Below are 23,402 nucleotides of genomic sequence, written 5' to 3'. Positions count from 1 at the left end.
GACTATGGGACAGAAAATCCATCCGACCGGCTTCCGCCTGCCCGTCACCCGTGCGTGGGCGTCGCGCTGGTACGCGTCGAACACCAACTTCGCCGGCATGCTGGCCGAAGACCTGCAGGTGCGCGACTACCTGCGTACGCGCCTGAAGAACGCCGCCGTCTCGCGTGTGCTGATCGAGCGCCCCGCCAAGAACGCCCGCATCACGATCTACTCGGCGCGTCCGGGTGTCGTGATCGGCAAGAAGGGCGAGGACATCGAGAACCTGAAGGCCGAGCTGACCAAGCGCCTGGGCGTGCCGGTGGCGGTGAACATCGAAGAGGTGCGCAAGCCCGAAGTCGATGCGCAGCTGATCGCCGACTCGATCACCCAGCAGCTGGAAAAGCGCATCATGTTCCGCCGCGCCATGAAGCGCGCGATGCAGAACGCGATGCGCCTGGGCGCCCAGGGCATCAAGATCATGAGCGCCGGCCGCCTCAACGGCATCGAGATCGCCCGTACCGAGTGGTACCGCGAGGGCCGCGTGCCCCTGCACACCCTCAAGGCCGACATCGACTACGGCTTCTCGGAAGCGCGCACCACCTACGGCGTCATCGGCGTCAAGGTCTGGGTGTACCGCGGTGACCGTCTGGCCAGCGGCGAGGCCCCTGGCATCGTCACGCCCGCCGGTGAAGAAGAGCGTCGTCCGCGTCGCAACGCGCGTCCGGGTCCGGGCGGCCGTGGCCGTCCCGATGGCCGTGACAGCCGTGGCCCGCGTGGTGACGGCGGCGGCGACAAGCCCGCCGGCGGCGCGCCGCAGCGCGTGCGCAAGGCGCCCACGGGTGCCTAAGGAGAATTAGCAAATGCTGCAACCCTCTCGTCGCAAGTTCCGCAAGGAACACAAGGGCCGCAACACCGGCGTCGCCACGCGCGGTGCCGCCGTGTCCTTCGGTGAATTCGGCCTGAAGGCCACCGAGCGCGGCCGCATCACCGCCCGCCAGATCGAAGCTGCGCGTCGTGCCATCTCGCGCCACATCAAGCGCGGCGGCCGCATCTTCATCCGCATCTTCCCGGACAAGCCGATCTCGCAAAAGCCTGCCGAAGTCCGCATGGGCAACGGCAAGGGCAACCCCGAGTACTACGTGGCCGAGATCCAGCCGGGCAAGGTGCTCTACGAAATCAACGGCGTGCCCGAGCAGCTCGCCCGCGAAGCGTTCACGCTGGCCGCTGCCAAGCTGCCCCTGCGCTGCACCTTCGTGGCGCGCCAGGTCGGCGCCTGAGATCGGAGAACCTCATGAAAGCATCTGAACTCCGCGCCAAGGACGTCGCCGAACTGGAGAAGGAAATCTCCGAGCTGCTCAAGGCCCATTTCGGCCTGCGCATGCAGAAGGCGACCCAACAGCTGAGCAACCACTCCGCGCTGGGCAAGACGCGCCGCGACATCGCGCGTGCCAAGACCGTGCTGGCTCAGAAGAAGAAGGAAGCCGCCCAATGAACGCCCAAGCCCAGAACGCCGAAGGCAAGACCAAGGTCGTCCGCACCTTCATCGGCAAGGTCGTCAGCGACAAGCGCGCCAAGACCGTGACGGTGCTGGTCGAGCGTCGCGTCAAGCACGAGCTCTACGGCAAGATCATTGCGCGCTCGAACAAGTACCACGCCCACGACGAGAACGGCGAGTACAAGATCGGCGACGTGGTCGAGATCACGGAAAGCCGTCCGATCTCCAAGACCAAGTCCTGGGTCGTGACGCGCTTGGTCGAGAAGGCCCGGGTCGTCTAAGACTCGCCGTGCGGCGCCCTCTAGGGGAGCGCTGCCATGCAGCGGCCGCCTGCACCGGAAGGCTTTTCCGGCGCGGCGGCCGTTTTCCGTTGTTCCTCCAGGAGACGATGAAACATGCTCAAAGTCGGTGACCGGCTGCCCGCGGGCACGCTGTACGAGTTCATCGAGGTCGAGGGCGAAGGCTGCAGCCTTGGCCCCAATGCCTTCGACATCGGCCAGGCCACGGCCGGCAAGACCGTGGCCATCTTCGGATTGCCCGGCGCCTTCACGCCGACCTGCTCGGCGCAGCACGTGCCGGGTTACGTCGCTGCGGCTGACGAGCTCAAGGCCGCCGGCGTGGATGAGATCTGGTGCGTGTCCGTCAACGACGCCTTCGTGATGGGCGCCTGGGGACGGGAGCAGCAGACCGCCGGCAAGGTGCGCATGATGGCCGACGGCAGCGGCGATTTCGCCCGCGCCACGGGCCTGGAGCTCGACCTCACGGCCCGTGGGCTGGGACGGCGGCTGCAGCGCTGCTCGATGCTGGTGGTCGACGGCGTGGTGCGCACGCTCAACGTCGAGGCGTCGGGCAAGTTCGAGGTCAGCGACGCGCAGACGCTGCTGAAGCAGGCGCGCGAACTGCACGGCTGAAGCGCGGCCGGACACCCGGCCAATAACCCCTGACGGCGCTCGCCTTGACGCGCTGTCAGGTTTCGCTGCATAATCAGCAGCTTCGCCGGAAGGCCGGCTTGCATCCAAATGTGCGGTGCAGGCAAGGTCTCCGGATCCGCCCCAACCGCCGACTCCAAAAGCCGGTGCGACGGGCCCAAGACTGACTGGCGCGACGGTTGTTGTCGTGCCGGGGCAAGTTGGGGACAGACATGATCCAAATGCAATCGCGACTCGACGTCGCTGACAACACGGGCGCGAAATCCGTCATGTGCATCAAGGTGCTCGGCGGTTCCAAGCGTCGTTATGCCGGCATTGGCGACATCATCAAGGTCAGCATCAAGGAAGCTGCGCCTCGTGGTCGCGTCAAGAAGGGCGAGGTCTACAGCGCCGTGGTGGTGCGCACTGCCAAGGGCGTGCGCCGCCAGGATGGTTCGCTGGTGAAGTTCGACGGCAACGCCGCCGTGCTGCTCAACAGCAAGCTCGAGCCCATCGGTACCCGCATCTTCGGCCCGGTGACGCGCGAGCTGCGCACCGAGCGCTTCATGAAGATCGTCTCGCTCGCGCCCGAAGTGCTCTGAGCCCCAGGTCAAAGGACAGACCATGAACAAGATTCGCAAGGGCGACCAGGTCATCGTGCTGACCGGCCGTGACAAGGGCAAGCGCGGCACCGTGACGCAGCGCGTGGACGACTCGTACCTGATCGTCGAAGGCGTGAACGTGGCCAAGAAGCACGTCAAGCCGAACCCGATGAAGGGCACGACCGGTGGCGTGGTGGACAAGACCATGCCCATCCACCAGTCCAACGTCGCCATCTTCAATGCTGCTACCGGCAAGGCTGATCGCGTCGGCATCAAGCTGCTGGCCGATGGCAAGAAGGTGCGCGTGTACAAGTCCAGCGGCGACGAGATTCAGGCTTAAGTCGAGGTTCGAATGGCTCAGCAACAAAACGCTCGTCTGCAGCAGCAGTACCGCGAAAAGGTCGTGCCGGCCTTGATGGAAAAGTTCGGCTACAAGTCGGTGATGCAGGTGCCGCGCCTGACCAAGATCACGCTCAACATGGGCGTGAGCGAGGCGGTGTCGGACAAGAAGGTCATGGACCATGCCGTGGGCGACCTGACCAAGATCGCCGGCCAGAAGCCCGTGATCACGAAGTCGAAGAAGGCCATCGCCGGCTTCAAGATCCGCGAGAACGTGCCCATCGGCTGCATGGTCACGCTGCGCGGCGTGCAGATGTACGAATTCCTGGACCGCTTCGTCACGATCGCGCTGCCGCGCGTGCGTGACTTCCGCGGCATCTCGGGTCGCTCTTTCGACGGCCGCGGCAACTACAACGTCGGCGTCAAGGAACAGATCATCTTCCCCGAGATCGAGTACGACAAGATCGACGCCATCCGTGGTCTGAACATCAGCATCACGACGACGGCCAAGACCGACGAAGAGTGCAAGGCCCTGCTGCAGGCCTTCCGTTTCCCGTTCAAGAACTGAGGTGACCTGTGGCCAAACTTTCCCTCATCCAGCGTGAGAAGAAGCGCGAACAGCTGGTCGCCAAGTTCGCCAAGAAGTACGCCGAGCTCAAGGCCGTCATCGACGACGCCAAGCGCTCGGAAGAAGAGCGCTACGCCGCGCGCCTGGAGCTGCAGAAGCTGCCGCGCAACGCGTACCCGAGCCGCCTGCGCAATCGCTGCGAGATGACCGGCCGCCCGCGCGGCACTTTCCGCCAGTTCGGTCTGGCGCGTACCAAGATCCGTGAGCTGGCCTTCAAGGGCGACATCCCCGGTGTCGTCAAGGCCAGCTGGTAAGTCGGCGAGAGCAGGAGATAACGAATGAGCATGAGTGATCCGATCGCCGACATGCTGACGCGCATCCGCAACGCGCAGAGCGTTGACAAGGCCAGCGTGTCCATGCCGTCGTCCAAGCTGAAGGTGGCGATTGCCCAGGTCCTGAAGGACGAGGGCTACATCGACGGTTTCGCCATCAAGGGCGAGGCCGGCAAGTCCGAGCTGGAAATCGCGCTGAAGTATTACGCCGGCCGCCCGGTGATCGAGCGCATCGAGCGCGTGAGCCGTCCGGGCCTGCGCATCTACAAGGGCCGCCACGACATTCCCCAGGTCCAGAACGGCCTGGGCGTGGCGATCGTCACCACCCCGAAGGGCGTGATGACGGACCGCAAGGCGCGCGCTGCCGGTATCGGCGGCGAGGTGCTGTGCTACGTGGCCTAAGGAGAGACGAGCAATGTCCCGCGTTGGAAAAATGCCCATCGCCGTCCCGCAGGGCGTGGACGTGTCGGTGTCGGCCGAACAAATCACCGTCAAGGGCGCGCAAGGCACGCTGTCGCGTCCGGCGCACGCGCTGGTGAACATCAGCAACGAGGCCGGCACGCTGCGCTTCGCCCCGGCCAATGACAGCGCCGAAGCCGATGCCATGAGCGGCACGCTGCGCGCGCTGGTCAACAACATGGTCACCGGCGTGAGCAAGGGCTTCGAGCGCAAGCTCAACCTGGTGGGCGTGGGCTTTCGCGCTCAGGCCCAGGGCCAGAAGCTGAACCTGCAGATCGGTTTCTCGCACCCCGTGGTGAAGGACATGCCCGCCGGCATCAAGGTGGCTTGCCCGACCCCGACCGAGATCCTGATTTCCGGCGCCGACCGCCAGGTGGTGGGGCAGCTGGCCGCCGAGGTGCGCGCCATCCGTCCGCCCGAGCCTTACAAGGGCAAGGGCATCCGCTACAGCGACGAGCGCGTGGTCCTCAAAGAGACCAAGAAGAAGTAAGGAGTGGCAGCATGACCATCAACAAGAAGGATCAGCGCATCCGCCGCTCGCGCCAGACGCGTGCGCGCATCGCCGTGCAGCGCGTGGCGCGCCTGACGGTGTTCCGCTCCAACCTGCACATCTACGCCAGCGTCATTTCCGACTGCGGCACCAAGGTGCTGGCCAGCGCCTCCACCGCCGAGAAGGAAGTGCGCGAGCAGCTGGGCGCCGATGGCAAGGGCGGCAACGTGTCGGCCGCAACCATCATCGGCCGCCGCATCGCCGAGAAGGCCAAGGCCGCCGGCATCGAGAAGGTGGCCTTCGACCGTGCGGGCTTTGCCTACCACGGCCGCGTCAAGGCGCTGGCCGAGGCTGCCCGCGAAGCCGGCCTGCAGTTCTGACCAGGATTCAACATGGCAAAGTTTCAACCTCGCGCTCAGACTGAAGGCAACGACGACGGTCTGAAGGAAAAGATGATCGCGGTCAACCGCGTCACCAAGGTCGTCAAGGGCGGCCGCACCATGAGCTTCGCGGCTCTGACGGTGGTGGGTGACGGCGACGGCCGCATCGGCATGGGCAAGGGCAAGGCCAAGGAAGTGCCGGTGTCGGTGCAGAAGGCCATGGAAGCCGCGCGCCGCAACATGTTCAAGGTGGCGCTGAAGAACGGCACCGTCTACCACAACGTGCGTGGCGAGCACGGCGCAGCCAAGGTGCTGCTGGCCCCGGCTCCGGCCGGTACCGGCATCATCGCCGGCGGCCCGATGCGTGCCGTGTTCGAGGTGATGGGCGTCACGGACATCGTGGCCAAGAGCCTGGGCTCGTCCAACGCCTACAACATGGTGCGTGCCACGCTCGACGCGCTGCGCCGCTCCACCACGCCGGCCGAAGTCGCGGCCAAGCGCGGCAAGACGGTCGAAGAGATCTTCGGCTGAAGCCGCACGCGGAGAGAACAACCATGGCTGACAAGCAAACCCTGAAGGTCAAGCTGGTGCGCAGCGTGATCGGCACCAAGCAGTCCCACCGCGACACCGTGCGCGGCCTGGGCCTGCGCAAGCTCAACAGCGAGGCGGTCCTCGAGGACACGCCCGCGGTGCGCGGCATGATCAACAAGGTCGCCTACCTCGTGAAGGTGCTGTAAGGCATCCACGGGACAGGCACAAGGAATCATCGAACCATGCAACTCAACACCATCAAGCCCGCTGGTGGCGCCAAGCATGCCAAGCGCCGTGTCGGCCGTGGCATCGGCTCGGGCCTGGGCAAGACCGCGGGTCGCGGCCACAAGGGCCAGAAGTCGCGTGCCGGCGGCTTCCACAAGGTGGGCTTCGAAGGCGGCCAGATGCCGCTGCAGCGCCGCCTGCCCAAGCGCGGCTTCAAGTCCCAGTCGCTGAAGTACAACGCCGAGATCACCCTGGCCGAGCTGCAGCAGCTCGACGCCGAGGAAGTGAACCTCGTGGTGCTCAAGGCCGCCGGCCTGGTGCCCGAGATCGCCCGCAACGTGAAGGTGATCAAGTCCGGTGAGCTCAGCCGCAAGGTGACGCTGTCGGGCATCGGCGCCACCGCAGGTGCCAAGGCAGCCATCGAGGCTGCCGGCGGCAGCCTGGCCGTCAGCAACGCTTAAGGACTTCCGACCTTGGCAACTTCGGCGAACCAACTGGCCAAGAGCGGCAAGTTCGGCGACCTGCGTCGCCGGCTGGTGTTCCTGGTGCTCGCGCTGGTGGTCTATCGCATCGGCGCCCACATCCCGGTGCCGGGCATCGACCCCAACCAGCTGCAGCAGCTCTTCAAAAGCCAGTCGGGCGGCATCCTGAGCCTGTTCAACATGTTCTCCGGCGGAGCGCTGTCGCGCTTCACGGTGTTCGCGTTGGGGATCATGCCGTACATCTCGGCGTCGATCATCATGCAACTGATGACCTACGTCGTGCCCACGCTGGAGTCGCTCAAGAAGGAAGGCGAGGCTGGTCGGCGCAAGATCACGCAGTACACGCGTTACGGCACGCTGGGCCTGGCGCTGTTCCAGTCGCTGGGCATTGCCCTGGCGCTGGAGGGCTCGCAAGGGCTGGTGCTGGATCCGGGCTTCGGCTTCCGCATGACGACCGTGGTCAGCCTGGTGGCCGGCACGATGTTCCTGATGTGGCTGGGTGAGCAGATCACGGAGCGCGGGCTGGGCAACGGCATCTCGATCCTGATCTTTGCTGGCATCGCTGCAGGTCTGCCGGGTGCGGTGGGCGGGCTGTTCGAGCTGGTGCGCACCGGCGCGATGAGCATCATCGCGGCGCTGTTCATCATCGCCATCGTCGTGCTCGTGACCTACTTCGTGGTGTTCGTCGAGCGTGGGCAGCGCAAGATCCTGGTCAACTATGCCAAGCGGCAGGTGGGCAACAAGGTCTACGGCGGTCAGTCTTCGCACTTGCCGCTGAAGCTCAACATGTCGGGCGTGATCCCGCCGATCTTCGCGTCGTCGATCATCCTGCTGCCTGCCACCATCGTCGGCTGGTTCGCCACTGGCGAGGGCCTGACCTGGCTGAAGGACCTCTCCGGCGCGCTGTCGCCGGGGCAGCCGATCTACGTGCTGCTGTACGCGGCGATGATCGTCTTCTTCTGCTTCTTCTACACGGCGCTGGTTTTCAACAGCCGTGAGACTGCAGACAACCTGAAGAAGAGCGGCGCGTTCATCCCCGGCATTCGTCCGGGCGAGAACACCGCGCGGCACATCGACCGCATCCTGTCGCGTCTCACGCTTGCTGGTGCCGCGTACATCACGCTGGTGTGTCTGCTGCCGGAGTTCCTGGTGCTCAAGTACAACGTGCCGTTCTACTTCGGCGGCACGTCGCTACTGATCATCGTGGTGGTGACGATGGACTTCTGGGCGCAAGTGCAGAGCTACGTGATGAGCCAGCAGTACGAGTCGCTGCTGAAGAAGGCGAACTTCAAGGCAAGCTGAGACACGCATGGCCAAAGACGACGTCATCCAGATGCAGGGCGAGATCCTGGAAAATCTGCCCAATGCCACCTTCCGGGTGAAGCTCGAGAACGGGCACGTGGTGCTCGGCCACATCTCCGGAAAGATGCGCATGCACTACATCCGCATCCTTCCCGGCGACAAGGTCACCGTGGAGCTCACCCCTTACGATTTGAGTCGCGCTCGCATCGTCTTCCGGGCGAAATGAGTCATTGAAAGGTCAAGGAGAAGACCATGAAAGTAGCAGCTTCGGTCAAGAAGATGTGCCGCAATTGCAAGATCATCCGTCGCAATGGCGTGGTGCGCGTCATCTGCACCGACCCGCGCCACAAGCAGCGCCAGGGTTGAGCGGCTGAGCCCGCACCGACAGGACACAGAGGTATTCCATGGCACGTATTGCCGGCATCAACATTCCGCCGCACAAGCACACCGAGATCGGTCTGACCTCGATCTACGGTATCGGCCGCACCACCGCGCAGAAGATCTGCGACTCGGTCGGCATTGCCTATTCCAAGAAGGTCAAGGACCTCTCGGACTCGGACCTGGAAAAGATCCGCGACGAGATCAGCCGTCTCACCATCGAAGGCGACCTGCGCCGTGAGATGTCGATCAACATCAAGCGGCTGATGGACCTCGGCTGCTACCGTGGCATGCGCCACCGCCGCGGCCTGCCCGTGCGCGGTCAGCGCACCAAGACCAACGCACGCACCCGCAAGGGTCCGCGCAAGTCGGGCGCCCTGGTCAAGAAGTGAGCTGCTCGCAGCGATTGAGAGATACCGAACATGGCTAAGGCACCTACCAACACCGCCGCGCGTCGCGTCAGCAAGAAGGTTCGCAAGAACATCGCCGACGGCATCGCGCACGTGCACGCGTCGTTCAACAACACGATCATCACGATCACCGACCGCCAGGGCGGCGCCCTGTCGTGGGCGTCTTCGGGCGGCCAGGGCTTCAAGGGCTCGCGCAAGAGCACGCCGTTCGCGGCGCAGGTGGCTGCCGAGACGGCCGGCCGTGCTGCGCAGGAGCAGGGCATCAAGAACCTGGACGTGAAGATCAAGGGCCCTGGCCCTGGCCGCGAGTCCTCCGTGCGTGCTCTGGCCTCGCTGGGCATTCGCATCACCTCGATCTCCGACGTGACGCCCGTGCCGCACAACGGCTGCCGCCCGCAGAAGCGCCGTCGCATCTGATTCCGTTGTAGAATCGCGCCCTTTGCCGCCGCCTTCGGGCGGCATTGGCGCTTTCAGTGGGCTTGGCGCACCGAGTGGCAACACTCGCGGCGGCCAAGCCATGAAGACCACCGTCTGAGCGATCCACAACAAGACCCGCCAGACTTGCGCGGGGCGGAGCAGAGCCGCCCACGCGTCAGACAGACCTCAAGGACACGCACGTGGCACGTTATCTCGGCCCCAAGGCCAAACTCTCCCGCCGTGAAGGCACCGACCTGTTCCTGAAGAGCGCCCGCCGCGCCATCAGCGACAAGGCCAAGTTCGACAGCAAGCCCGGCCAGCATGGCCGCACCTCCGGCTCGCGCACCAGCGACTTCGGTCTGCAGCTGCGCGAGAAGCAGAAGGTCAAGCGCATGTACGGCGTGCTCGAGCGCCAGTTCCGCCGCTACTTCGCCGAGGCCGAGCGCCGCCGCGGCAACACCGGCGCCAACCTGCTGTCGCTGCTGGAATCGCGCCTGGACAACGTCGTCTACCGCATGGGCTTCGGCTCGACCCGTGCCGAAGCGCGCCAACTGGTGTCGCACAAGGCTGTGACCGTCAACGGCCAAGTCGTGAACATCGCTTCCTACCTGGTCAAGGCCGGTGACGTGGTCGCCGTGCGCGAGAAGGCCAAGAAGCAGCTGCGCATCGCCGACGCGCTCAAGCTGGCCGACTCCATCGGCCTGCCGGGCTGGGTTCAGGTCGACATCGCCAAGATGGAAGGCGTGTTCAAGAAGACGCCGGACCGCGATGAGTTCGGTGCCGAGATCAACGAGTCGCTGATCGTCGAACTCTACTCGCGCTGATGCGCGAGCCCCCGCTGCCGTAGGTCGCGCCTCCGGGTGCGCGCGGTGGCGGCCCTTCCGCTGTGCTCGCCGGGCGTGCAGCGGACCGTGTCCAGCCCGGCAGCTCCATCAGCCTTATCGGTGTAACGAGCCGAGGGTATTGACAGGAACAGGACTCAATGCAAACCAATCTGCTGAAACCCAAGGCCATCAATGTCGAGTCGCTGGGTGGTCACCGTGCCGAGGTGACGCTCGAGCCTTTCGAGCGCGGCTACGGCCACACGCTGGGCAACGCCCTGCGCCGTGTGCTGCTGTCGTCGATGGTGGGTTACGCGCCGACTGAAGTCACCATCGCGGGCGTGCTGCACGAGTACTCCACGATCGACGGCGTGCAGGAAGACGTGGTCCACATCATGCTCAATCTCAAGGGCGTGACGTTCCGGCTGCACAACCGTGACGAGGTCACGCTGGTGCTGCGCAAGGAAGGCGAGGGCCCCGTCACCGCCGGTGACATCCAGACGCCCCACGACGTCGAGATCATCAATCCCGAGCACGTCATCGCACACCTGTCGCAGGGCGGCAAGCTCGACATGCAGATCAAGGTCGAGAAGGGCCGCGGCTACGTGCCCGGCAACATGCGCCGCTTCGGCGACGAGCCGACCAAGGCCATCGGCCGCATCGTGCTCGACGCCTCCTTCTCGCCCGTGCGCCGTGTGAGCTACGCGGTCGAGAATGCCCGCGTGGAGCAGCGCACCGACCTCGACAAGCTCGTGATGGAGATCGAAACCAACGGTGCCATCTCGCCCGAGGAAGCCATCCGCGCCTCGGCCAAGATCCTGGTGGAACAGCTCGCCGTTTTCGCGCAGCTCGAGGGCAACGAGATCGCTGCCTTCGATCAGCCGGCCCAGCGCAGTGCGCAGTTCGATCCGATCCTGCTGCGCCCCGTGGACGAGCTCGAGCTCACCGTGCGCTCGGCCAACTGCCTCAAGGCCGAGAACATCTACTACATCGGCGACCTCATCCAGCGTACCGAGACCGAGCTGCTCAAGACGCCCAACCTGGGCCGCAAGTCGCTCAACGAGATCAAGGAAGTGCTGGCCTCGCGCGGCCTCACGCTGGGCGCGCGCCTGGAGAACTGGCCGCCGCAAGGCCTGGACAAGCGTTGATTTCTTCGACGCCGAACCCGTAGTCAGTACGGCGCCCTCGACGGGCGCCGTTCAACGAAAGGGCTGCCCTGGCGGGCGGCCCGGTGCACCCTCCGGTACCTGACACGGCCGGAGGTTTCATAAGGAAAGGAAAGCACCATGCGCCACCGTAACGGACCCCGCAAGCTCAACCGCACCAGCGAACACCGCGCCGCCATGTTCCGCAACATGTGCGTCTCGCTGCTGAAGCACGAAGCCATCAAGACCACGCTGCCGAAGGCCAAGGAACTGCGCAGCATCGTCGAGCCGCTGATCACGCTGGCCAAGGAGCCCACGCTGGCCAATCGCCGCCTGGCTTTCGACCGCCTGCGCGACCGCGAGATCGTCGTCAAGCTGTTCAACGATCTGGGCCCGCGCTTCAAGGCCCGACCGGGCGGTTACACCCGCATCCTGAAGATGGGTTTCCGCGTTGGTGACAACGCGCCGATGGCCTACGTCGAGCTGGTGGACCGCGCTGCCGAAGAGGCCGCCCCGGCCGCCGAAGCCGCAGCCGAGTAAGCGTTCGCGCTTGTCCTGCATGGAGCCCGCCGCGTGCGGGCTTTTCCATGCCTGCCCGCGCTTCAGAAACGCACTACGAACATGGTTGCTGTCAGCGTCGGCTACGTGGTTCGACAAAGCTTTTTTTCGAAAAGCGCTTGCAGTACGCTGAATGTCTGGCTAGAATTGAATTCTTCAGTCGCGGGGTGGAGCAGTCTGGTAGCTCGTTGGGCTCATAACCCAAAGGTCGTTGGTTCAAATCCAGCCCCCGCAACCATATCTCACGCATAACAGGCCGTCCTCGTGACGGCCTGTTTGCTTTGGGGCCGTGATAAGCGTCCCGCTTTCCTTGGCAACGGAACGCGGCGGTGCGCTCCTTATCCAAGGAGCCTCCAGGCGCCGCGCTTAGAATCCCGGGTTCCCCTGCGCCGCCGGGCTGCGGCTGTCAGCGCAATGCGCAGGGGGTTTCGTCCCTACACAAAACAAGGAACGCCTGCCGTGTTCATCTCTTCCGCTTTTGCCCAGGCCGCCGCTCCGGCCGCCTCCGCCACCGACAGCCTGATGAGCATGCTGCCGCTGGTGCTGATGTTCGTGGTGCTGTACTTCATCATGATCCGTCCCCAGATGAAGCGGCAGAAGGAGCACAAGGCCATGATTGCCGCCCTGGCCAAGGGCGATGAGGTTGTCACCGCCGGTGGCCTGCTGGGCAAGGTGACCAAGCTCGACGAGAGCTTCGTGCGCCTGGAAGTTGCGAGCGGTGTGGAGATGCAGGTGCAGCGCAGCGCCGTGGTGCAAGTGCTGCCCAAGGGCACCTTCAAGTAATACGCGGCGGGCCCTCGGCGGCCCGCTGCCAGCGCCGCGTCCCGCGCGGCGCGAGGAACATCGATGAACCGCTATCCCCTGTGGAAGTACGCGATCCTGGCGGTCGCGCTGCTGGTCGGGCTCGTGTACACGCTGCCCAACTTCTTCGGCGAGGCGCCGGCCGTGCAGGTGTCCAGCAGCAAGGCCACCGTCAAAGTCGATGCCGCGCTGGCGCAGCGCGTGGAAGGCGTGCTCAAGCAGGCCGGCGTGCAGCCCGACTTCGTGCAACTCGACGGCAACTCCGTGCGCGCCCGTTTCGGTGACCCGGACACGCAGCTCAAGGCCAAGGACGTCCTCAGCCGCACCCTCAACGCCGATCCCGCTGACCCTACCTACATCGTCGCGCTCAACCTGGTGAGCCGGTCACCCGCGTGGCTGACTTCGCTGCATGCGCTTCCGATGTACCTGGGCCTGGATCTGCGCGGTGGCGTGCACTTCCTGATGCAGGTGGACATGCGCGCGGCGCTGACCAAGAAGGCCGAGTCGCTGACCGGCGACGTGCGCCTGCTGCTGCGTGACAAGAACGTGCGCCACGCCGGCATCTCGCGCGAGGGCAACAACGTGGAGGTGCGCTTCCGCGACGCCGCCACGCTCTCCACGGCCCAGGGGCTGCTCGCCGATCAGCTGCCCGATCTGCAGTGGACCGCGGCCGGCGAGGGCAGCGAGCTGCGCCTGGTGGGCCAGCTCAAGCCGCAGGCCGCGCGCGCGGTCCAGGAAGCCGCGCTCAAGCAGAACATCACCACGCTGCACAACCGCGTCAACGAGCTGGGCGTAGCCGAGCCCGTGATCCAGCAGCAGGGCGCCGACCGCATCGTGGTGCAACTGCCAGGCGTGCAGGACACCGCCAAGGCCAAGGACATCATCGGCCGCACCGCCACGCTGGAGGTGCGCCTGGTGGACGACAGCGCCGAGGCCGCTGCGGCTGCGGTGGGATCCGGCCCGGTGCCCTTCGGCACGGAACGCTACGTCGAGCGCGGCGGCGCGCCGCTGATCGTCAAGCGCCAGGTCATCCTCACCGGCGAGAACCTCAACGACGCCCAATCCGGCTTCGACAGCCAGAGCCAAGAGCCGGCGGTGCACCTGACGCTCGACGCCAAGGGCGCGCGCATCTTCCGCGACGTCACGCGCGAGAACGTCGGCAAGCGCATGGCCATCCTGCTGTTCGAGAAGGGCAAGGGCGAGGTCGTCACCGCGCCGGTGATCCGCTCGGAGATTGCCGGCGGGCGCGTGCAGATCTCGGGCCGCATGACCACTCAGGAAGCCAGCGACACGGCGCTGCTGTTGCGTGCGGGCTCCCTGGCCGCCCCGATGGAGATCATCGAGGAGCGCACCATCGGCCCGAGCCTGGGCGCCGACAACATTGCCAAGGGCTTCAACAGCGTGGCGTACGGCTTCGTGGCCATTGCCGCCTTCATGTGTGCGTACTACCTGCTGTTCGGCGTGTTCTCCACGCTGGCGCTGGCTTTCAACCTGCTGCTGCTGGTGGCGGTGCTGTCGATGCTTCAGGCCACGCTGACCTTGCCCGGCATCGCGGCCATTGCGCTCACGCTGGGCATGGCCATTGACGCCAATGTGCTCATCAACGAGCGCGTGCGCGAGGAGTTGCGTAACGGCTCCGCGCCGCAGACAGCCATCCACGCCGGCTACGAGCGGGCCTGGGCCACGATCCTGGACTCCAACGTCACCACGCTCATTGCCGGCGTGGCGTTGCTGGCCTTCGGTTCCGGCCCGGTGCGCGGCTTTGCCGTGGTGCACTGCCTGGGCATCCTGACCTCGATGTTCTCCGCCGTGATGTTCTCGCGCGGTCTGGTGAACCTGTGGTACGGCCGCAAGAAGCGCCTGAAGTCCGTGTCGATCGGCCAGGTCTGGCGTCCCGAGGGCGGTACCCCGCCCGCCAAGGCCTGAAGCGGCCGCCCTTCGGAGTATTCAGATGGAGTTCTTCCGTATCCGGCGCGACATCCCGTTCATGCGGCATGCGCTGGTGCTCAACGTCGTTTCGTTCCTGACCTTTGCCGCGGCCGTGTTCTTCTTGGCCACGCGCGGCTTGCACCTGTCCATCGAGTTCACGGGCGGTACGGTGCTGGAGGTCAACTACGCGCAGGCCGCCGAGATCAATCGCACCCGCGCCGCGGTGGAGTCGCTGGGCTTCGGCGAGGTGCAGGTGCAGAACTTCGGCACCGCGCGCGACGTGCTCATCCGGCTGCCCGTGCGCGGCGACGTCAAGCAAAGCGAGGTGGCCGGCCGCGTCTTTGGCGCGCTGTGCCAGGCGGCGCAGGGCAGTGTGCAGACGCGCCCGGGTGAAGGCGACGCCACGCGCCAAGCCTGCGTGACTGCCGATGGCAGCGAGCCGCTGCGGCTGTCACGCACCGAGTTCGTCGGCCCCTCGGTGGGCTCGGAACTCGCGCGCGACGGCGCGCTGGCGCTGGCGGTGACGGTGGTGGGCATCATGATCTACCTCGCCATCCGCTTCGAGTGGAAGTTCGCGGTGGCCGGCATCATTGCCAACCTGCACGACGTGGTGATCATCCTGGGCTTCTTCGCCTTCTTCCAGTGGGAGTTCTCGCTGGCGGTGCTGGCGGCGGTGCTGGCGGTGCTCGGTTACTCGGTCAACGAATCGGTCGTGATCTTCGACCGGATCCGCGAAGCCTTCCGCAAGTACCGCAAGATGAGCTCGATGCAGGTGATCGACCATGCCATCACCAGCACCACCAGCCGCACCATCATCACCCACGGTTCCACGCAGATGATGGTGCTGGCCATGCTGCTCTTTGGCGGCCCGACGCTGCACTACTTCGCCTTGGCGCTGACCATCGGCATCCTGTTCGGCATCTACTCGTCAGTGTTCGTCGCCGCGGCCATCGCCATGTGGCTGGGCGTCAAGCGCGAGGATCTGGTCAAGGCCGCGCCCCGCGGTTCGGACCCGAACGACCCCAACGCGGGTGCGGCGGTGTGACGCTGCGCTGATACCCTACGAAAGCAAAGGGCCGCTACAGCGGCCCTTTGCTTTGACTGTGCACTGCCGCGGGCTGGAACGCCGGACGGCAATGCGCACTGCTTAATGGATGATGCGTTCCTCGTCGTCCACGAACAGCTCGTCAAGGATGAGCGCATCGGGCTCCTCGCCAAGGCTCCAGAACACCATGAGCACGATGATCTTGAGATCCTCGAGCTCCAGCGGCACGCGGCCGATGGCGCTGGCGCGGTCGACCACCATTTCGCGCATCAGCGGCGGCAGCACGCCGGCGCCTTCGAGGAAGCTGATGAAGCCGATGGAGGCATCGCCCAGCAGTTCGCGCTCGGCGGCGGTGTAGACGCGCATGCTCGTGGCCGCTTGCGGCTGCGAGCAGGACTCGGCCATGCCGGCCAGGCCGTCGAGCCAGCTCAGCGCCTCCTCGATGTCGTCGGACTCGAAGCCCACTGCCGAAAGCTTGCGCGTGAGCTGGTCGTGGTCCGGACAGGCATCGGGCCGCCAGTAGTTTTCGTACAGATAGACGAGCACGTCGAACATGAGGGCCACTATAGCTCACGCTATCTGAACGCAGGCTTGCAAGACCGAAGGCCTTGTGGATAGCGCCGCCACGCCGCGCGTGGACTTTTCACGCCAGGCCGCGACGCTGGTACAGCCCTCCGGGCAGGCGCTGCAGCCGGCCTTCCAGCTCCAGCTCCAGCAGCCGCGCCATCAGCGTGGGTGCGGGCCAGCCGGTGCGGTCGATGAGCATGTCCAGCGTCGCGGCATCGTGTCCCAGCGCCGCGAGCACCTCGTCGGGCGGGCCGTCGTCCGCCGCCGGGGCCGCCGCCATGGCCGCCGGCCGGGCGGCCACGGCCTCCCGGCGCCGGTTGCCGGAGCCCTTTCCGGCGCCGTCGTCCTGAGCCATCTGCAACTCCTCCAGGATGTCCTGAGCGCATTCCACCAGTTTCGCCCCCTGCTTGATGAGCGCGTGGCAGCCTTTGGCCTGCGGCGCGTGGATGGAGCCAGGAATGGCGAACACCTCGCGCCCGTTCTCCGCCGCCAGCCGCGCCGTGATCAGTGAGCCCGACTGCAGCGTCGCCTCCACTACCAGCGTGCCGCGCGCCAACCCGGCAATGAGCCGGTTGCGCTGCGGGAAGTTTTCGCGCAGCGGCGGCGTGCCCAGCGGGAACTCGCTCACCAGCAGCCCCTCGGCGGCGATGCGCAGCGCCAGGTCGCGGTGCCGGGCTGGGTAGAGCCGGTCGATGCCCGTGCCCAGCACGGCGATGGTGCGGCCTGCTCCGGACAGCCCGCCCTCGTGCGCCGCGCCGTCAATGCCCAGCGCCAGGCCCGAGACGATGGTCCAGCCCGCCTCGCTCAGGCAGCGCGCGAAGGCCAGGGCGTTGTCCGCGCCCTGCGCACTGGGGTTGCGGCTGCCGACGATGGCCAGCGCCGGCTGCCGCAACAGCGCCACGCGGCCGCGCAGGTGCAGCAGCAGCGGCGGGTCGGCCATGTGCAGCAGCTCGGCCGGGTACAGCGCGTCGCCCAGCGTGACGACGTGCCGGTCGGCGCCGCCATCGAGCCAGTTGAGCGTGCGCGCCAGGCAGGCGTCGAGCTCGGCCGGCGGCGCCGCCAGCGCCAGTGCCTGTGCCGGCGTCGCAAACTCGCGCAGCCGCGCGGGCGGGGCCTCGAACACTTCCTGTGGCGTGCCCAGCGCGGCCAGCAGCCGCCGCCCGGTGGCGCGGCCCACGCTGAGCACCAGCCGCAGCCAGGCGTGCAACTCGTCGGCGCCGGCGCGCGGGCTCAGGTGGTCGGCGTCGGCCGGCGGCTCGGCCAGCGCGCCGCCCTCGTCGGTCGTTTCGGGATTGGCCATCGTCGCTGCGCTCCCTGGGCAGTGCGACACCCGCCCGAAGGTCGAGGAGGACGGCGCGCCGCGGTTCTTGGGCCCACGCCGGTGACGGCATGGCCGATGGGCGAAAATACCGGCCCGGTTCCACCTGATTCTGCCCCCAGGCCCGCCGGCGGCCGTGGCCGTGAACCCTGTGCAGCACCCCCGCCGCGCAGCCGGACTGCCACCCGAGGCCGCGGCGCCAGGGGCCTCCCGCACCATGGCCCAGCTTCCGATCCTGCGTTATCCCGATCCTCGCCTGCATACCGTCGCCGCCCCGGTGAAGGCGGTGGACGAACGCATCCGGCGCCTGGCCGCCGACATGCTGGAAACCATGTACGCCGCCGACGGCGTCGGCCTGGCTGCCACGCAGGTGGACGTGCACGAGCGCGTCGTCGTGATGGACACCTCCGAGACGCGCGACCAGCCGCTCGTGCTCATCAATCCCGAGATCATCGAGCGCAGCGAGGAGATGATGACCGGCGACGAGGGCTGCCTCTCCGTGCCGGCCATCTACGACAAGGTGCAGCGCAACGCGCGGGTGAAGGTGCGCTTCCTGGACCGCGACGGCCAGGTGCAGGAGTTCGAAGCCGAGGGCCTGGCTTCCGTGTGCGTGCAGCACGAGCTCGACCACCTGCTGGGCAAGGTCTTCGTCGAATACCTGAGCCCGCTCAAGCGCGAGCGCATCAAGACCAAGCTGCTCAAGAAGAGCCGCGAAGAGCTGCAGCGCGCATGACGGGCGCCAACTCGCAGACGGCGGCTGCCGCGGCCGCCGCCGCGCCGCTGCGCGTGGCCTATGCCGGCACGCCGGAATTCGCGCGCGTGGCGCTGCAGGCCATCCTGGACGCCGGCTTCGACGTGCCGCTGGTGCTCACGCAGCCCGACCGCCCGGCCGGGCGCGGCCTGAAGCTGCAGCCCTCGGCGGTGAAGCAGCTGGCGCTGGAGCGCGGCATCGCCGTGGCGCAGCCGCGCAGCCTGCGCCTGGACGGCAAGTTTCCCGAGGACGCCGCCGCGGCGCGCGAGACGCTGCTGGCCGCGCGCGCCGACGTGATGGTGGTGGCGGCCTACGGGCTGATCCTGCCGCGCTGGGTGCTCGACCTGCCGCCGCGCGGCTGCCTCAACATCCACGGCTCGCTGCTGCCGCGCTGGCGCGGCGCCGCGCCCATCCAGCGCGCGGTCGAGGCCGGTGATGCGCAAACGGGCATCGCCATCATGCAGATGGACGAGGGCCTGGACACCGGCGACATGCTGCTGGTCAAGGCGCTGGACATCGCCCCGGACGAGACTTCCGCCACGCTGCACGACCGCCTCGCCGCGCTGGGCGCGCAGTGCATCGTGCAGGCACTGCGCGAGCTCGACCGGCTGCCGCGCGTGCCGCAGCCTGCCGAGGGCGTGTGCTACGCGCACAAGATCGAGAAGGCCGAGGGCGCCATCGACTGGCGCCAGCCGGCGGCCGTGATCGAGCGTCGCGTGCGCGCCTTCGACCCGTTCCCGGGCATGAATTTCAACCTGGATGGCCAAGCGGTGAAGGTCTGGCGCGCGGCACTGCGGCCAGAGCTGTCCGGCGTGCCCGGCACGGTGCTGCGCGCGGACGCGCAGGAAGTCGTGGTCGCCTGCGGCGAGGGTGCGCTCTCGCTGCTGGATCTGCAGCGTCCGGGCGGCAAGCGGCTGCCGGTGCGCGCCTTCCAGCAGCAGCAGGCGCTGGCGGCGGGGTGCGTCCTCGCCGGCTGACGCGGCCGCAGCGCGCGCTGGCCGCGCGCATGCCGGGTTGAACTTGCGGTTTCCGGCGGCATCTACCCAGGCAGATCAATCCACTCCTGGACGCACGACGATGTTCAACCTGATGAAGACGGCCATCCTGATGGCTGCCATCACTGCGCTGTTCATGGCCATCGGCCATCTGATCGGCGGCCGCGCGGGCATGAGCCTGGCCCTGCTGGTGGCGCTGGGCATGAACTTCTTCAGCTACTGGTTCTCCGACAAGCTGGTGCTGAAGATGTACAACGCCCGCGAGGTGGACGCGCAGTCCGAGCCTTACTTCTACGGCATGGTCGCGGAGCTGGCGCAGCGCGCGAACCTGCCCATGCCGCGCGTGTACCTGATCGACGAGGACGCGCCCAACGCCTTCGCCACCGGCCGCAACCCCGACAACGCCGCCGTGGCCGCCACCACCGGCATCCTGCGCGTGCTCAACCACCGCGAGCTGCGCGGCGTCATGGCGCACGAGCTGGCGCACGTGAAGCACCGCGACATCCTCATCAGCACCATCAGCGCCACCATGGCCGGCGCGGTGTCGATGCTGGCCAACTTCGCCATGTTCTTCGGCGGCCGCGACAGCGAGGGACGCCCGACCAACCCGCTGGCGGGCCTGCTCGTGGCGCTGCTGGCGCCGCTGGCGGCCAGCCTGATCCAGATGGCCATCAGCCGCGCCCGCGAGTTCGAGGCGGACCGCGGCGGCGCCGAGATCAGCGGCGACCCGCGCGCGCTGGCCAGCGCGCTGGAGAAGATCCATGCCTACGCCACCGGCATCCCGCTGGCCGCGGCCGAGCGCAACCCGGCCACGGCGCAGATGATGATCGTCAACCCGCTCTCCGGCGGCGGTCTCAAGGGCCTGTTCAGCACCCACCCCTCCACCGAGGAGCGCGTGGCGCGGCTGCTGGCGATGGGGCGCTGAACGCGCTCACGCGCCACGTTCCTTTGCTGACACCTTCTCCCGGCCGCGCGGCGTGCAGAGCGCACGCCCGCGGCGCGGCGGGCCGTCAAGTTGGGCAGGCAGGCGCCGATATGCTGTGCAGACCCGCCTGAAAAGCAACCGCCCGTGAAACCCCGCCTGCCCCTGCTGCTGCTACTCGTCGCTGCCCTCGCGGGCTGCGAGCAACTGGGCATCGAGTCGCCCGGCAGCACCGCGGCGCGGCGCGAGGCCGAGGGCAAGGCCATCGGCGGCGCCTGCCGCCATGCCGGGCGTGCCATCGAGGACTGCTACACCCTCAACCGCAAGGCCGACAAGGCCGCCATCTTCGCCGGCTGGCGCGAGATGAACGACTACATGCGCGAGAACAACATCCAGGCCGTGGCGCCGGTGTTGCCGCCGCCCGGCGCGGCTCCCGCGCCGGCCGCTGCCTCGGCGCCCGAGGAAGAGCCCGAGAAGCCGGCCAAGGCGCGCAAGGGCCAGGCCTGAGGCGGGTGGGGCCTCGCCGGGCACAATCCCGGCAATGAATCAGGGTTCCGAGGGCGGCACGCAGCCGCCATGGCGCCACCCGGCGTTCAGAACGGGTGCGCGCGAGATGATGGTCATCGCGCCGGGCATCGCTGCCTGGGGCCTGGTGACCGGGGTGGCGATGGTCAAGGCGCTGGGCATGCCGCTGGCGGTGCTGATGTCGCTGGTGGTGTTTGCCGGCAGCGCGCAGCTGGCGGCGCTGCCGCTGATCGCCGCGGGCGCGCCGGTGTGGGTGGTGTGGGCCACGGCGCTGTGCGTGAACTTGCGCTTCGTCATCTTCAGCGCCCAGTGGCGCCCGTACTTCGCGCACCTGCCGCTGGGACAGCGGCTGCGCCTGGGCTACTTCACGGCCGACCTGAACTACGTGCTGTTCATGAAGCGCTTTCCCGAGCCGCGGCCGGCGCCCGAGCAGGTGCCGTACTTCTGGGGCGGCGTGGCGCTGAACTGGGCTTCGTGGCAGGTGCCGTCCTTCATCGGCATCTTCCTGGGCGAGCGCGTGCCCACGCACTGGGGCCTGGGATTCGCCGGCACGCTGGCGCTGCTGGGGCTGATGAACACGCTGCTGTCGGACCGCGCCACCTGGGTCGCGGCGGCGGTGGCGGGCTGCGCGGCGGTGGCCGCCTACGCGCTGCCGCTGCGCCTGAACATCGTCGTGGCCATCGCCGCGGCGGTGGCCATCGGGCTGCTGATGGAGCAGTTCCCGCGGCGATCGGGACAGGGCAAGGCATGAGCGCCGCTGAAACCTTCGTCACGATCCTGGGCCTGGGCCTGATCACGGTGCTCACGCGCTGCTTCTTCTTCCTCTCCCAGCGCGAGCTGCCGCTGCCGCACTGGCTCAAGGAAGGCCTGCGCTACGCGCCGCTGGCCGCGCTGGCGGCGGTGGTGGTGCCGGAAGTGGTGATGACGCGCGGCGAGCTCATCACCACCTGGCAGGACGCGCGGCTCTTTGCCGTGGCCGCAGGCAGCGCGTGGTTCTGGTGGCGCCGCGGCATCCTCGGGACGATCGTCTGCGGCACGGCCGTGCTGCTCTTGATGCGGCTCGGGTTGGGCTGGTAGCGGCGCGGCCTAGAATTTCGGCCTTCGGGAACATTCCCCAGGTTTCTCCACTTCCGGCGCCTCTCCCATGAACGTTCTTCGCTTCTCCGATCTCGTCGCCCAGGGCCAGGTGGCCGGTCGGCGCGTCTTCATCCGGGCCGACCTCAACGTGCCGCAGGACGACTCCGGCCGCATCACCGAGGACACGCGCATCCGCGCCTCCATCCCGTGCATCCGCATGGCGCTGGACGCCGGCGCGGCCGTGATGGTCACCTCGCACCTCGGCCGCCCGACCGAGGGCGAGTTCAAGGCCGAGGACTCGCTCGCGCCCGTGGCGCAGCGCCTGGGCGAGCTGCTGGGCCGCGAGGTGCCGCTGGCGAGCAACTGGGTCGATGGCGTGCAGGTCGCGCCGGGCCAGGTGGTGCTGCTGGAGAACTGCCGCCTCAACAAGGGCGAGAAGAAGAACAACGAGGAGCTGGCGAAGAAGATGGCTGCGCTGTGCGACATCTTCGTGCACGACGCCTTCGGCACCGCGCACCGCGCCGAGGCCAGCACCTACGGCATCGCGCAGTTCGCGCCCGTGGCCTGCGCCGGCCCGCTGCTGGCCGCCGAGATCGACGCCATCTCCCAGGCGCTGGCCAACCCGAAGCGCCCGCTGCTGGCCATCGTGGCCGGCTCCAAGGTCAGCACCAAGCTGACCATCCTGAAGGCGCTGTCGTCCAAGGTGGACGGCCTGATCGTGGGCGGCGGCATCGCCAACACCTTCATGCTCGCCGCCGGGCTGCCCATCGGCCTGAGCCTGGCCGAGCCGGACCTGCTGGATGAGGCCAAGGCCGTCATCGAGGCCATGAAGGCCCGCGGCGCCGAGGTGCCGATTCCCGTGGACGTGGTCACCGCCAAGCGCTTCGCCGCCGACGCGCCGGCCAGCGTCAAGCTGGCCACGGAAGTCGAGGCCGACGACCTGATCCTGGACATCGGCCCGCAAACCGCCGCCAGGCTCGCCGCGCAGCTCAAGGCCGCGGGCACCATCGTCTGGAACGGCCCGGTGGGCGTGTTCGAGTTCGATGCCTTCGCCAAGGGCACCGAGGCCATCGCCCGCGCCATTGCCGAGAGCGACGCCTTCAGCATCGCCGGCGGCGGCGACACGCTGGCGGCCATCGCCAAGTACGGCATCGAGTCCGACGTGGGCTACATCTCCACCGGCGGCGGCGCCTTCCTGGAAGTGCTCGAAGGCAAGACGCTGCCGGCCTTCGAGATCCTGTCGCGCCGCGCCGCCGGCTGACGACCGTTCTCCCGCCCGGACACTTCCTGGCCAACCCGGCGCCCCTGCGGCGCCGGGTTTTTGCTTCTGGCTCCCGCTTTTCTTCACGAGGACCATCCCGGCACGGGTGCGCGGCGCGCGCATCCGGCCGGCGCAGCCGTCGGTGCCTTGCCGCCATCCGGTCTGCCTGACACACAACACTTCCCCGGGAAGCGCACACCATGTCCGAAGAAGCCTCCATGTCCCCGGCCGAGCTGGCCCTGCGCGACGCCGCACGCGAGTACCACCGCTCGCCCTCGCGCGGCAAGATCTCCATCGCGCCGACCAAGCCGCTGTCGAACCAGCGCGACCTGTCGCTGGCCTACTCGCCGGGCGTGGCCTATCCGTGCCTGGACATCGAGCGCGATCCCA

General features: G+C 67.4%; 35 protein-coding genes, 1 tRNA gene and 1 pseudogene. 35 read left to right on the top strand and 2 right to left on the bottom strand.

From position 1 onward, the window contains the following. Nucleotides 1–4: 4 nt before the first annotated feature. From rpsC to secF, 27 genes are all read left to right on the top strand, one after another. The gene (gene rpsC, locus FJ694_RS21125) at nt 5–826 is read left to right on the top strand and encodes a 30S ribosomal protein S3 (RefSeq protein WP_157269309.1); all 822 of its coding nucleotides are present in this window, start codon (nt 5–7) and stop codon (nt 824–826) included. A gap of 13 nt (nt 827–839) precedes the next feature. Further along, nucleotides 840–1,256, top strand: coding sequence for a 50S ribosomal protein L16 (gene rplP / locus FJ694_RS21120; RefSeq protein WP_157269308.1), 417 nt, complete (start codon nt 840–842; stop codon nt 1,254–1,256). Nucleotides 1,257–1,270: 14 nt separating this feature from the next. Then, a complete protein-coding gene (gene rpmC, locus FJ694_RS21115; protein WP_157269307.1) occupies nt 1,271–1,471 on the top strand; it encodes a 50S ribosomal protein L29 in 201 nt (66 codons plus the stop codon). After that, nucleotides 1,468–1,755: a 30S ribosomal protein S17 gene (rpsQ, locus tag FJ694_RS21110; RefSeq protein ID WP_157269306.1), complete on the top strand. Its 288-nt coding sequence runs from the start codon at nt 1,468–1,470 to the stop codon at nt 1,753–1,755. The genes rpmC and rpsQ overlap by 4 nt, the downstream gene beginning before the upstream one ends. A gap of 114 nt (nt 1,756–1,869) precedes the next feature. Next, nucleotides 1,870–2,385, top strand: a complete 516-nt coding sequence (locus FJ694_RS21105; RefSeq protein WP_157269305.1) for a peroxiredoxin — start codon at nt 1,870–1,872, stop codon at nt 2,383–2,385. Between the two features lie 230 nt (nt 2,386–2,615). Further along, the gene (gene rplN / locus FJ694_RS21100) at nt 2,616–2,984 is read left to right on the top strand and encodes a 50S ribosomal protein L14 (protein ID WP_157269304.1); all 369 of its coding nucleotides are present in this window, start codon (nt 2,616–2,618) and stop codon (nt 2,982–2,984) included. A gap of 22 nt (nt 2,985–3,006) precedes the next feature. Next, complete coding sequence (rplX, locus tag FJ694_RS21095; RefSeq protein WP_157269303.1) at nt 3,007–3,324, top strand: 50S ribosomal protein L24; 318 nt, start codon at nt 3,007–3,009, stop codon at nt 3,322–3,324. Nucleotides 3,325–3,336: 12 nt separating this feature from the next. Then, nucleotides 3,337–3,891 (top strand): 50S ribosomal protein L5, encoded by a 555-nt coding sequence (rplE, locus tag FJ694_RS21090; RefSeq protein ID WP_066342442.1) that lies wholly within the window; start codon nt 3,337–3,339, stop codon nt 3,889–3,891. An 8-nt stretch (nt 3,892–3,899) separates the two neighbouring features. After that, nucleotides 3,900–4,205 carry a 30S ribosomal protein S14 gene (gene rpsN, locus FJ694_RS21085; protein WP_157269302.1) on the top strand — a complete coding sequence of 102 codons (306 nt, stop codon included), beginning with the start codon at nt 3,900–3,902 and terminating at the stop codon, nt 4,203–4,205. A 24-nt stretch (nt 4,206–4,229) separates the two neighbouring features. Next, nucleotides 4,230–4,625: a 30S ribosomal protein S8 gene (gene rpsH / locus FJ694_RS21080; protein WP_157269301.1), complete on the top strand. Its 396-nt coding sequence runs from the start codon at nt 4,230–4,232 to the stop codon at nt 4,623–4,625. A 13-nt stretch (nt 4,626–4,638) separates the two neighbouring features. Then, on the top strand, nt 4,639–5,172 hold the full coding sequence (gene rplF, locus FJ694_RS21075; RefSeq protein WP_157269300.1) for a 50S ribosomal protein L6: 534 nt from the start codon (nt 4,639–4,641) through the stop codon (nt 5,170–5,172). Between the two features lie 11 nt (nt 5,173–5,183). Further along, the gene (gene rplR / locus FJ694_RS21070; protein ID WP_157269299.1) at nt 5,184–5,552 is read left to right on the top strand and encodes a 50S ribosomal protein L18; all 369 of its coding nucleotides are present in this window, start codon (nt 5,184–5,186) and stop codon (nt 5,550–5,552) included. A gap of 12 nt (nt 5,553–5,564) precedes the next feature. Continuing rightward, nucleotides 5,565–6,083 carry a 30S ribosomal protein S5 gene (gene rpsE / locus FJ694_RS21065; RefSeq protein WP_043458339.1) on the top strand — a complete coding sequence of 173 codons (519 nt, stop codon included), beginning with the start codon at nt 5,565–5,567 and terminating at the stop codon, nt 6,081–6,083. A 23-nt stretch (nt 6,084–6,106) separates the two neighbouring features. Next, nucleotides 6,107–6,289: a 50S ribosomal protein L30 gene (gene rpmD / locus FJ694_RS21060; protein WP_157269298.1), complete on the top strand. Its 183-nt coding sequence runs from the start codon at nt 6,107–6,109 to the stop codon at nt 6,287–6,289. A 36-nt stretch (nt 6,290–6,325) separates the two neighbouring features. Beyond that, nucleotides 6,326–6,769 carry a 50S ribosomal protein L15 gene (rplO, locus tag FJ694_RS21055; protein WP_157269297.1) on the top strand — a complete coding sequence of 148 codons (444 nt, stop codon included), beginning with the start codon at nt 6,326–6,328 and terminating at the stop codon, nt 6,767–6,769. A gap of 12 nt (nt 6,770–6,781) precedes the next feature. Continuing rightward, complete coding sequence (gene secY, locus FJ694_RS21050; protein ID WP_157269296.1) at nt 6,782–8,092, top strand: preprotein translocase subunit SecY; 1,311 nt, start codon at nt 6,782–6,784, stop codon at nt 8,090–8,092. A gap of 7 nt (nt 8,093–8,099) precedes the next feature. After that, the gene (infA, locus tag FJ694_RS21045) at nt 8,100–8,318 is read left to right on the top strand and encodes a translation initiation factor IF-1 (protein ID WP_009855680.1); all 219 of its coding nucleotides are present in this window, start codon (nt 8,100–8,102) and stop codon (nt 8,316–8,318) included. Nucleotides 8,319–8,344: 26 nt separating this feature from the next. Beyond that, nucleotides 8,345–8,458, top strand: coding sequence for a 50S ribosomal protein L36 (rpmJ, locus tag FJ694_RS21040; protein WP_028997278.1), 114 nt, complete (start codon nt 8,345–8,347; stop codon nt 8,456–8,458). A 38-nt stretch (nt 8,459–8,496) separates the two neighbouring features. Next, a complete protein-coding gene (rpsM, locus tag FJ694_RS21035) occupies nt 8,497–8,862 on the top strand; it encodes a 30S ribosomal protein S13 (protein ID WP_157269295.1) in 366 nt (121 codons plus the stop codon). A gap of 30 nt (nt 8,863–8,892) precedes the next feature. Further along, a complete protein-coding gene (gene rpsK, locus FJ694_RS21030) occupies nt 8,893–9,297 on the top strand; it encodes a 30S ribosomal protein S11 (RefSeq protein WP_066342452.1) in 405 nt (134 codons plus the stop codon). Between the two features lie 200 nt (nt 9,298–9,497). After that, entirely contained in the window at nt 9,498–10,121 is a 624-nt protein-coding gene (rpsD, locus tag FJ694_RS21025) for a 30S ribosomal protein S4 (RefSeq protein WP_157269294.1), read from the top strand. Nucleotides 10,122–10,279: 158 nt separating this feature from the next. Continuing rightward, nucleotides 10,280–11,266: a DNA-directed RNA polymerase subunit alpha gene (locus tag FJ694_RS21020; protein ID WP_157269293.1), complete on the top strand. Its 987-nt coding sequence runs from the start codon at nt 10,280–10,282 to the stop codon at nt 11,264–11,266. A 138-nt stretch (nt 11,267–11,404) separates the two neighbouring features. After that, complete coding sequence (gene rplQ / locus FJ694_RS21015) at nt 11,405–11,803, top strand: 50S ribosomal protein L17 (protein ID WP_157269292.1); 399 nt, start codon at nt 11,405–11,407, stop codon at nt 11,801–11,803. A 179-nt stretch (nt 11,804–11,982) separates the two neighbouring features. Beyond that, a tRNA-Met gene (locus FJ694_RS21010) sits at nt 11,983–12,059 on the top strand. Between the two features lie 221 nt (nt 12,060–12,280). Then, nucleotides 12,281–12,604, top strand: a complete 324-nt coding sequence (yajC, locus tag FJ694_RS21005) for a preprotein translocase subunit YajC (protein WP_157269291.1) — start codon at nt 12,281–12,283, stop codon at nt 12,602–12,604. A gap of 63 nt (nt 12,605–12,667) precedes the next feature. Next, nucleotides 12,668–14,548, top strand: a complete 1,881-nt coding sequence (gene secD / locus FJ694_RS21000) for a protein translocase subunit SecD (RefSeq protein ID WP_157269290.1) — start codon at nt 12,668–12,670, stop codon at nt 14,546–14,548. A gap of 25 nt (nt 14,549–14,573) precedes the next feature. Further along, nucleotides 14,574–15,596 carry a protein translocase subunit SecF gene (secF, locus tag FJ694_RS20995; protein ID WP_157269289.1) on the top strand — a complete coding sequence of 341 codons (1,023 nt, stop codon included), beginning with the start codon at nt 14,574–14,576 and terminating at the stop codon, nt 15,594–15,596. Between the two features lie 102 nt (nt 15,597–15,698). Here the strand turns inward: secF and FJ694_RS20990 are convergent, their stop codons facing one another. Both FJ694_RS20990 and dprA read right to left on the bottom strand, forming a co-directional pair. Beyond that, nucleotides 15,699–16,151: a Smg family protein gene (locus tag FJ694_RS20990; RefSeq protein ID WP_157269288.1), complete on the bottom strand. Its 453-nt coding sequence runs from the start codon at nt 16,149–16,151 to the stop codon at nt 15,699–15,701. A gap of 88 nt (nt 16,152–16,239) precedes the next feature. Next, complete coding sequence (gene dprA / locus FJ694_RS20985) at nt 16,240–17,463, bottom strand: DNA-processing protein DprA (RefSeq protein WP_157269287.1); 1,224 nt, start codon at nt 17,461–17,463, stop codon at nt 16,240–16,242. Nucleotides 17,464–17,698: 235 nt separating this feature from the next. On the opposite strand from dprA, the gene def reads away from it, so the two are divergent. The 8 genes and pseudogenes from def to FJ694_RS20945 all read left to right on the top strand — a co-directional run. Then, the gene (def, locus tag FJ694_RS20980; RefSeq protein ID WP_157269286.1) at nt 17,699–18,214 is read left to right on the top strand and encodes a peptide deformylase; all 516 of its coding nucleotides are present in this window, start codon (nt 17,699–17,701) and stop codon (nt 18,212–18,214) included. 47 nt (nt 18,215–18,261) lie between these two features. Then, nucleotides 18,262–19,209 carry a methionyl-tRNA formyltransferase gene (fmt, locus tag FJ694_RS20975; RefSeq protein WP_157269339.1) on the top strand — a complete coding sequence of 316 codons (948 nt, stop codon included), beginning with the start codon at nt 18,262–18,264 and terminating at the stop codon, nt 19,207–19,209. Nucleotides 19,210–19,309: 100 nt separating this feature from the next. Further along, on the top strand, nt 19,310–20,152 hold the full coding sequence (gene htpX / locus FJ694_RS20970) for a zinc metalloprotease HtpX (protein ID WP_157269285.1): 843 nt from the start codon (nt 19,310–19,312) through the stop codon (nt 20,150–20,152). A 144-nt stretch (nt 20,153–20,296) separates the two neighbouring features. Beyond that, nucleotides 20,297–20,656 (top strand): hypothetical protein, encoded by a 360-nt coding sequence (locus FJ694_RS20965; protein WP_157269284.1) that lies wholly within the window; start codon nt 20,297–20,299, stop codon nt 20,654–20,656. Nucleotides 20,657–20,690: 34 nt separating this feature from the next. Beyond that, nucleotides 20,691–21,425, top strand: a complete 735-nt coding sequence (locus FJ694_RS20960) for an AzlC family ABC transporter permease (RefSeq protein WP_157269283.1) — start codon at nt 20,691–20,693, stop codon at nt 21,423–21,425. Further along, on the top strand, nt 21,422–21,751 hold the full coding sequence (locus FJ694_RS20955; RefSeq protein ID WP_157269282.1) for a branched-chain amino acid transport AzlD family protein: 330 nt from the start codon (nt 21,422–21,424) through the stop codon (nt 21,749–21,751). Before FJ694_RS20960 ends, FJ694_RS20955 begins: the two co-directional genes overlap by 4 nt. 67 nt (nt 21,752–21,818) lie before the next feature. Next, nucleotides 21,819–23,012: a phosphoglycerate kinase gene (locus FJ694_RS20950; protein WP_157269281.1), complete on the top strand. Its 1,194-nt coding sequence runs from the start codon at nt 21,819–21,821 to the stop codon at nt 23,010–23,012. 200 nt (nt 23,013–23,212) lie between these two features. Beyond that, a pseudogene (locus FJ694_RS20945) lies at nt 23,213–23,402 on the top strand (hypothetical protein); the annotation flags it as partial.

Origin of the sequence: Azohydromonas aeria, assembly GCF_009760915.1 — a bacterium.
GTDB lineage: Bacteria > Pseudomonadota > Gammaproteobacteria > Burkholderiales > Burkholderiaceae_C > Azohydromonas > Azohydromonas aeria.
The sequence above is the reverse complement of the archived record's forward strand: the minus strand, read 5'-3'. Positions and strand labels throughout refer to the sequence as shown.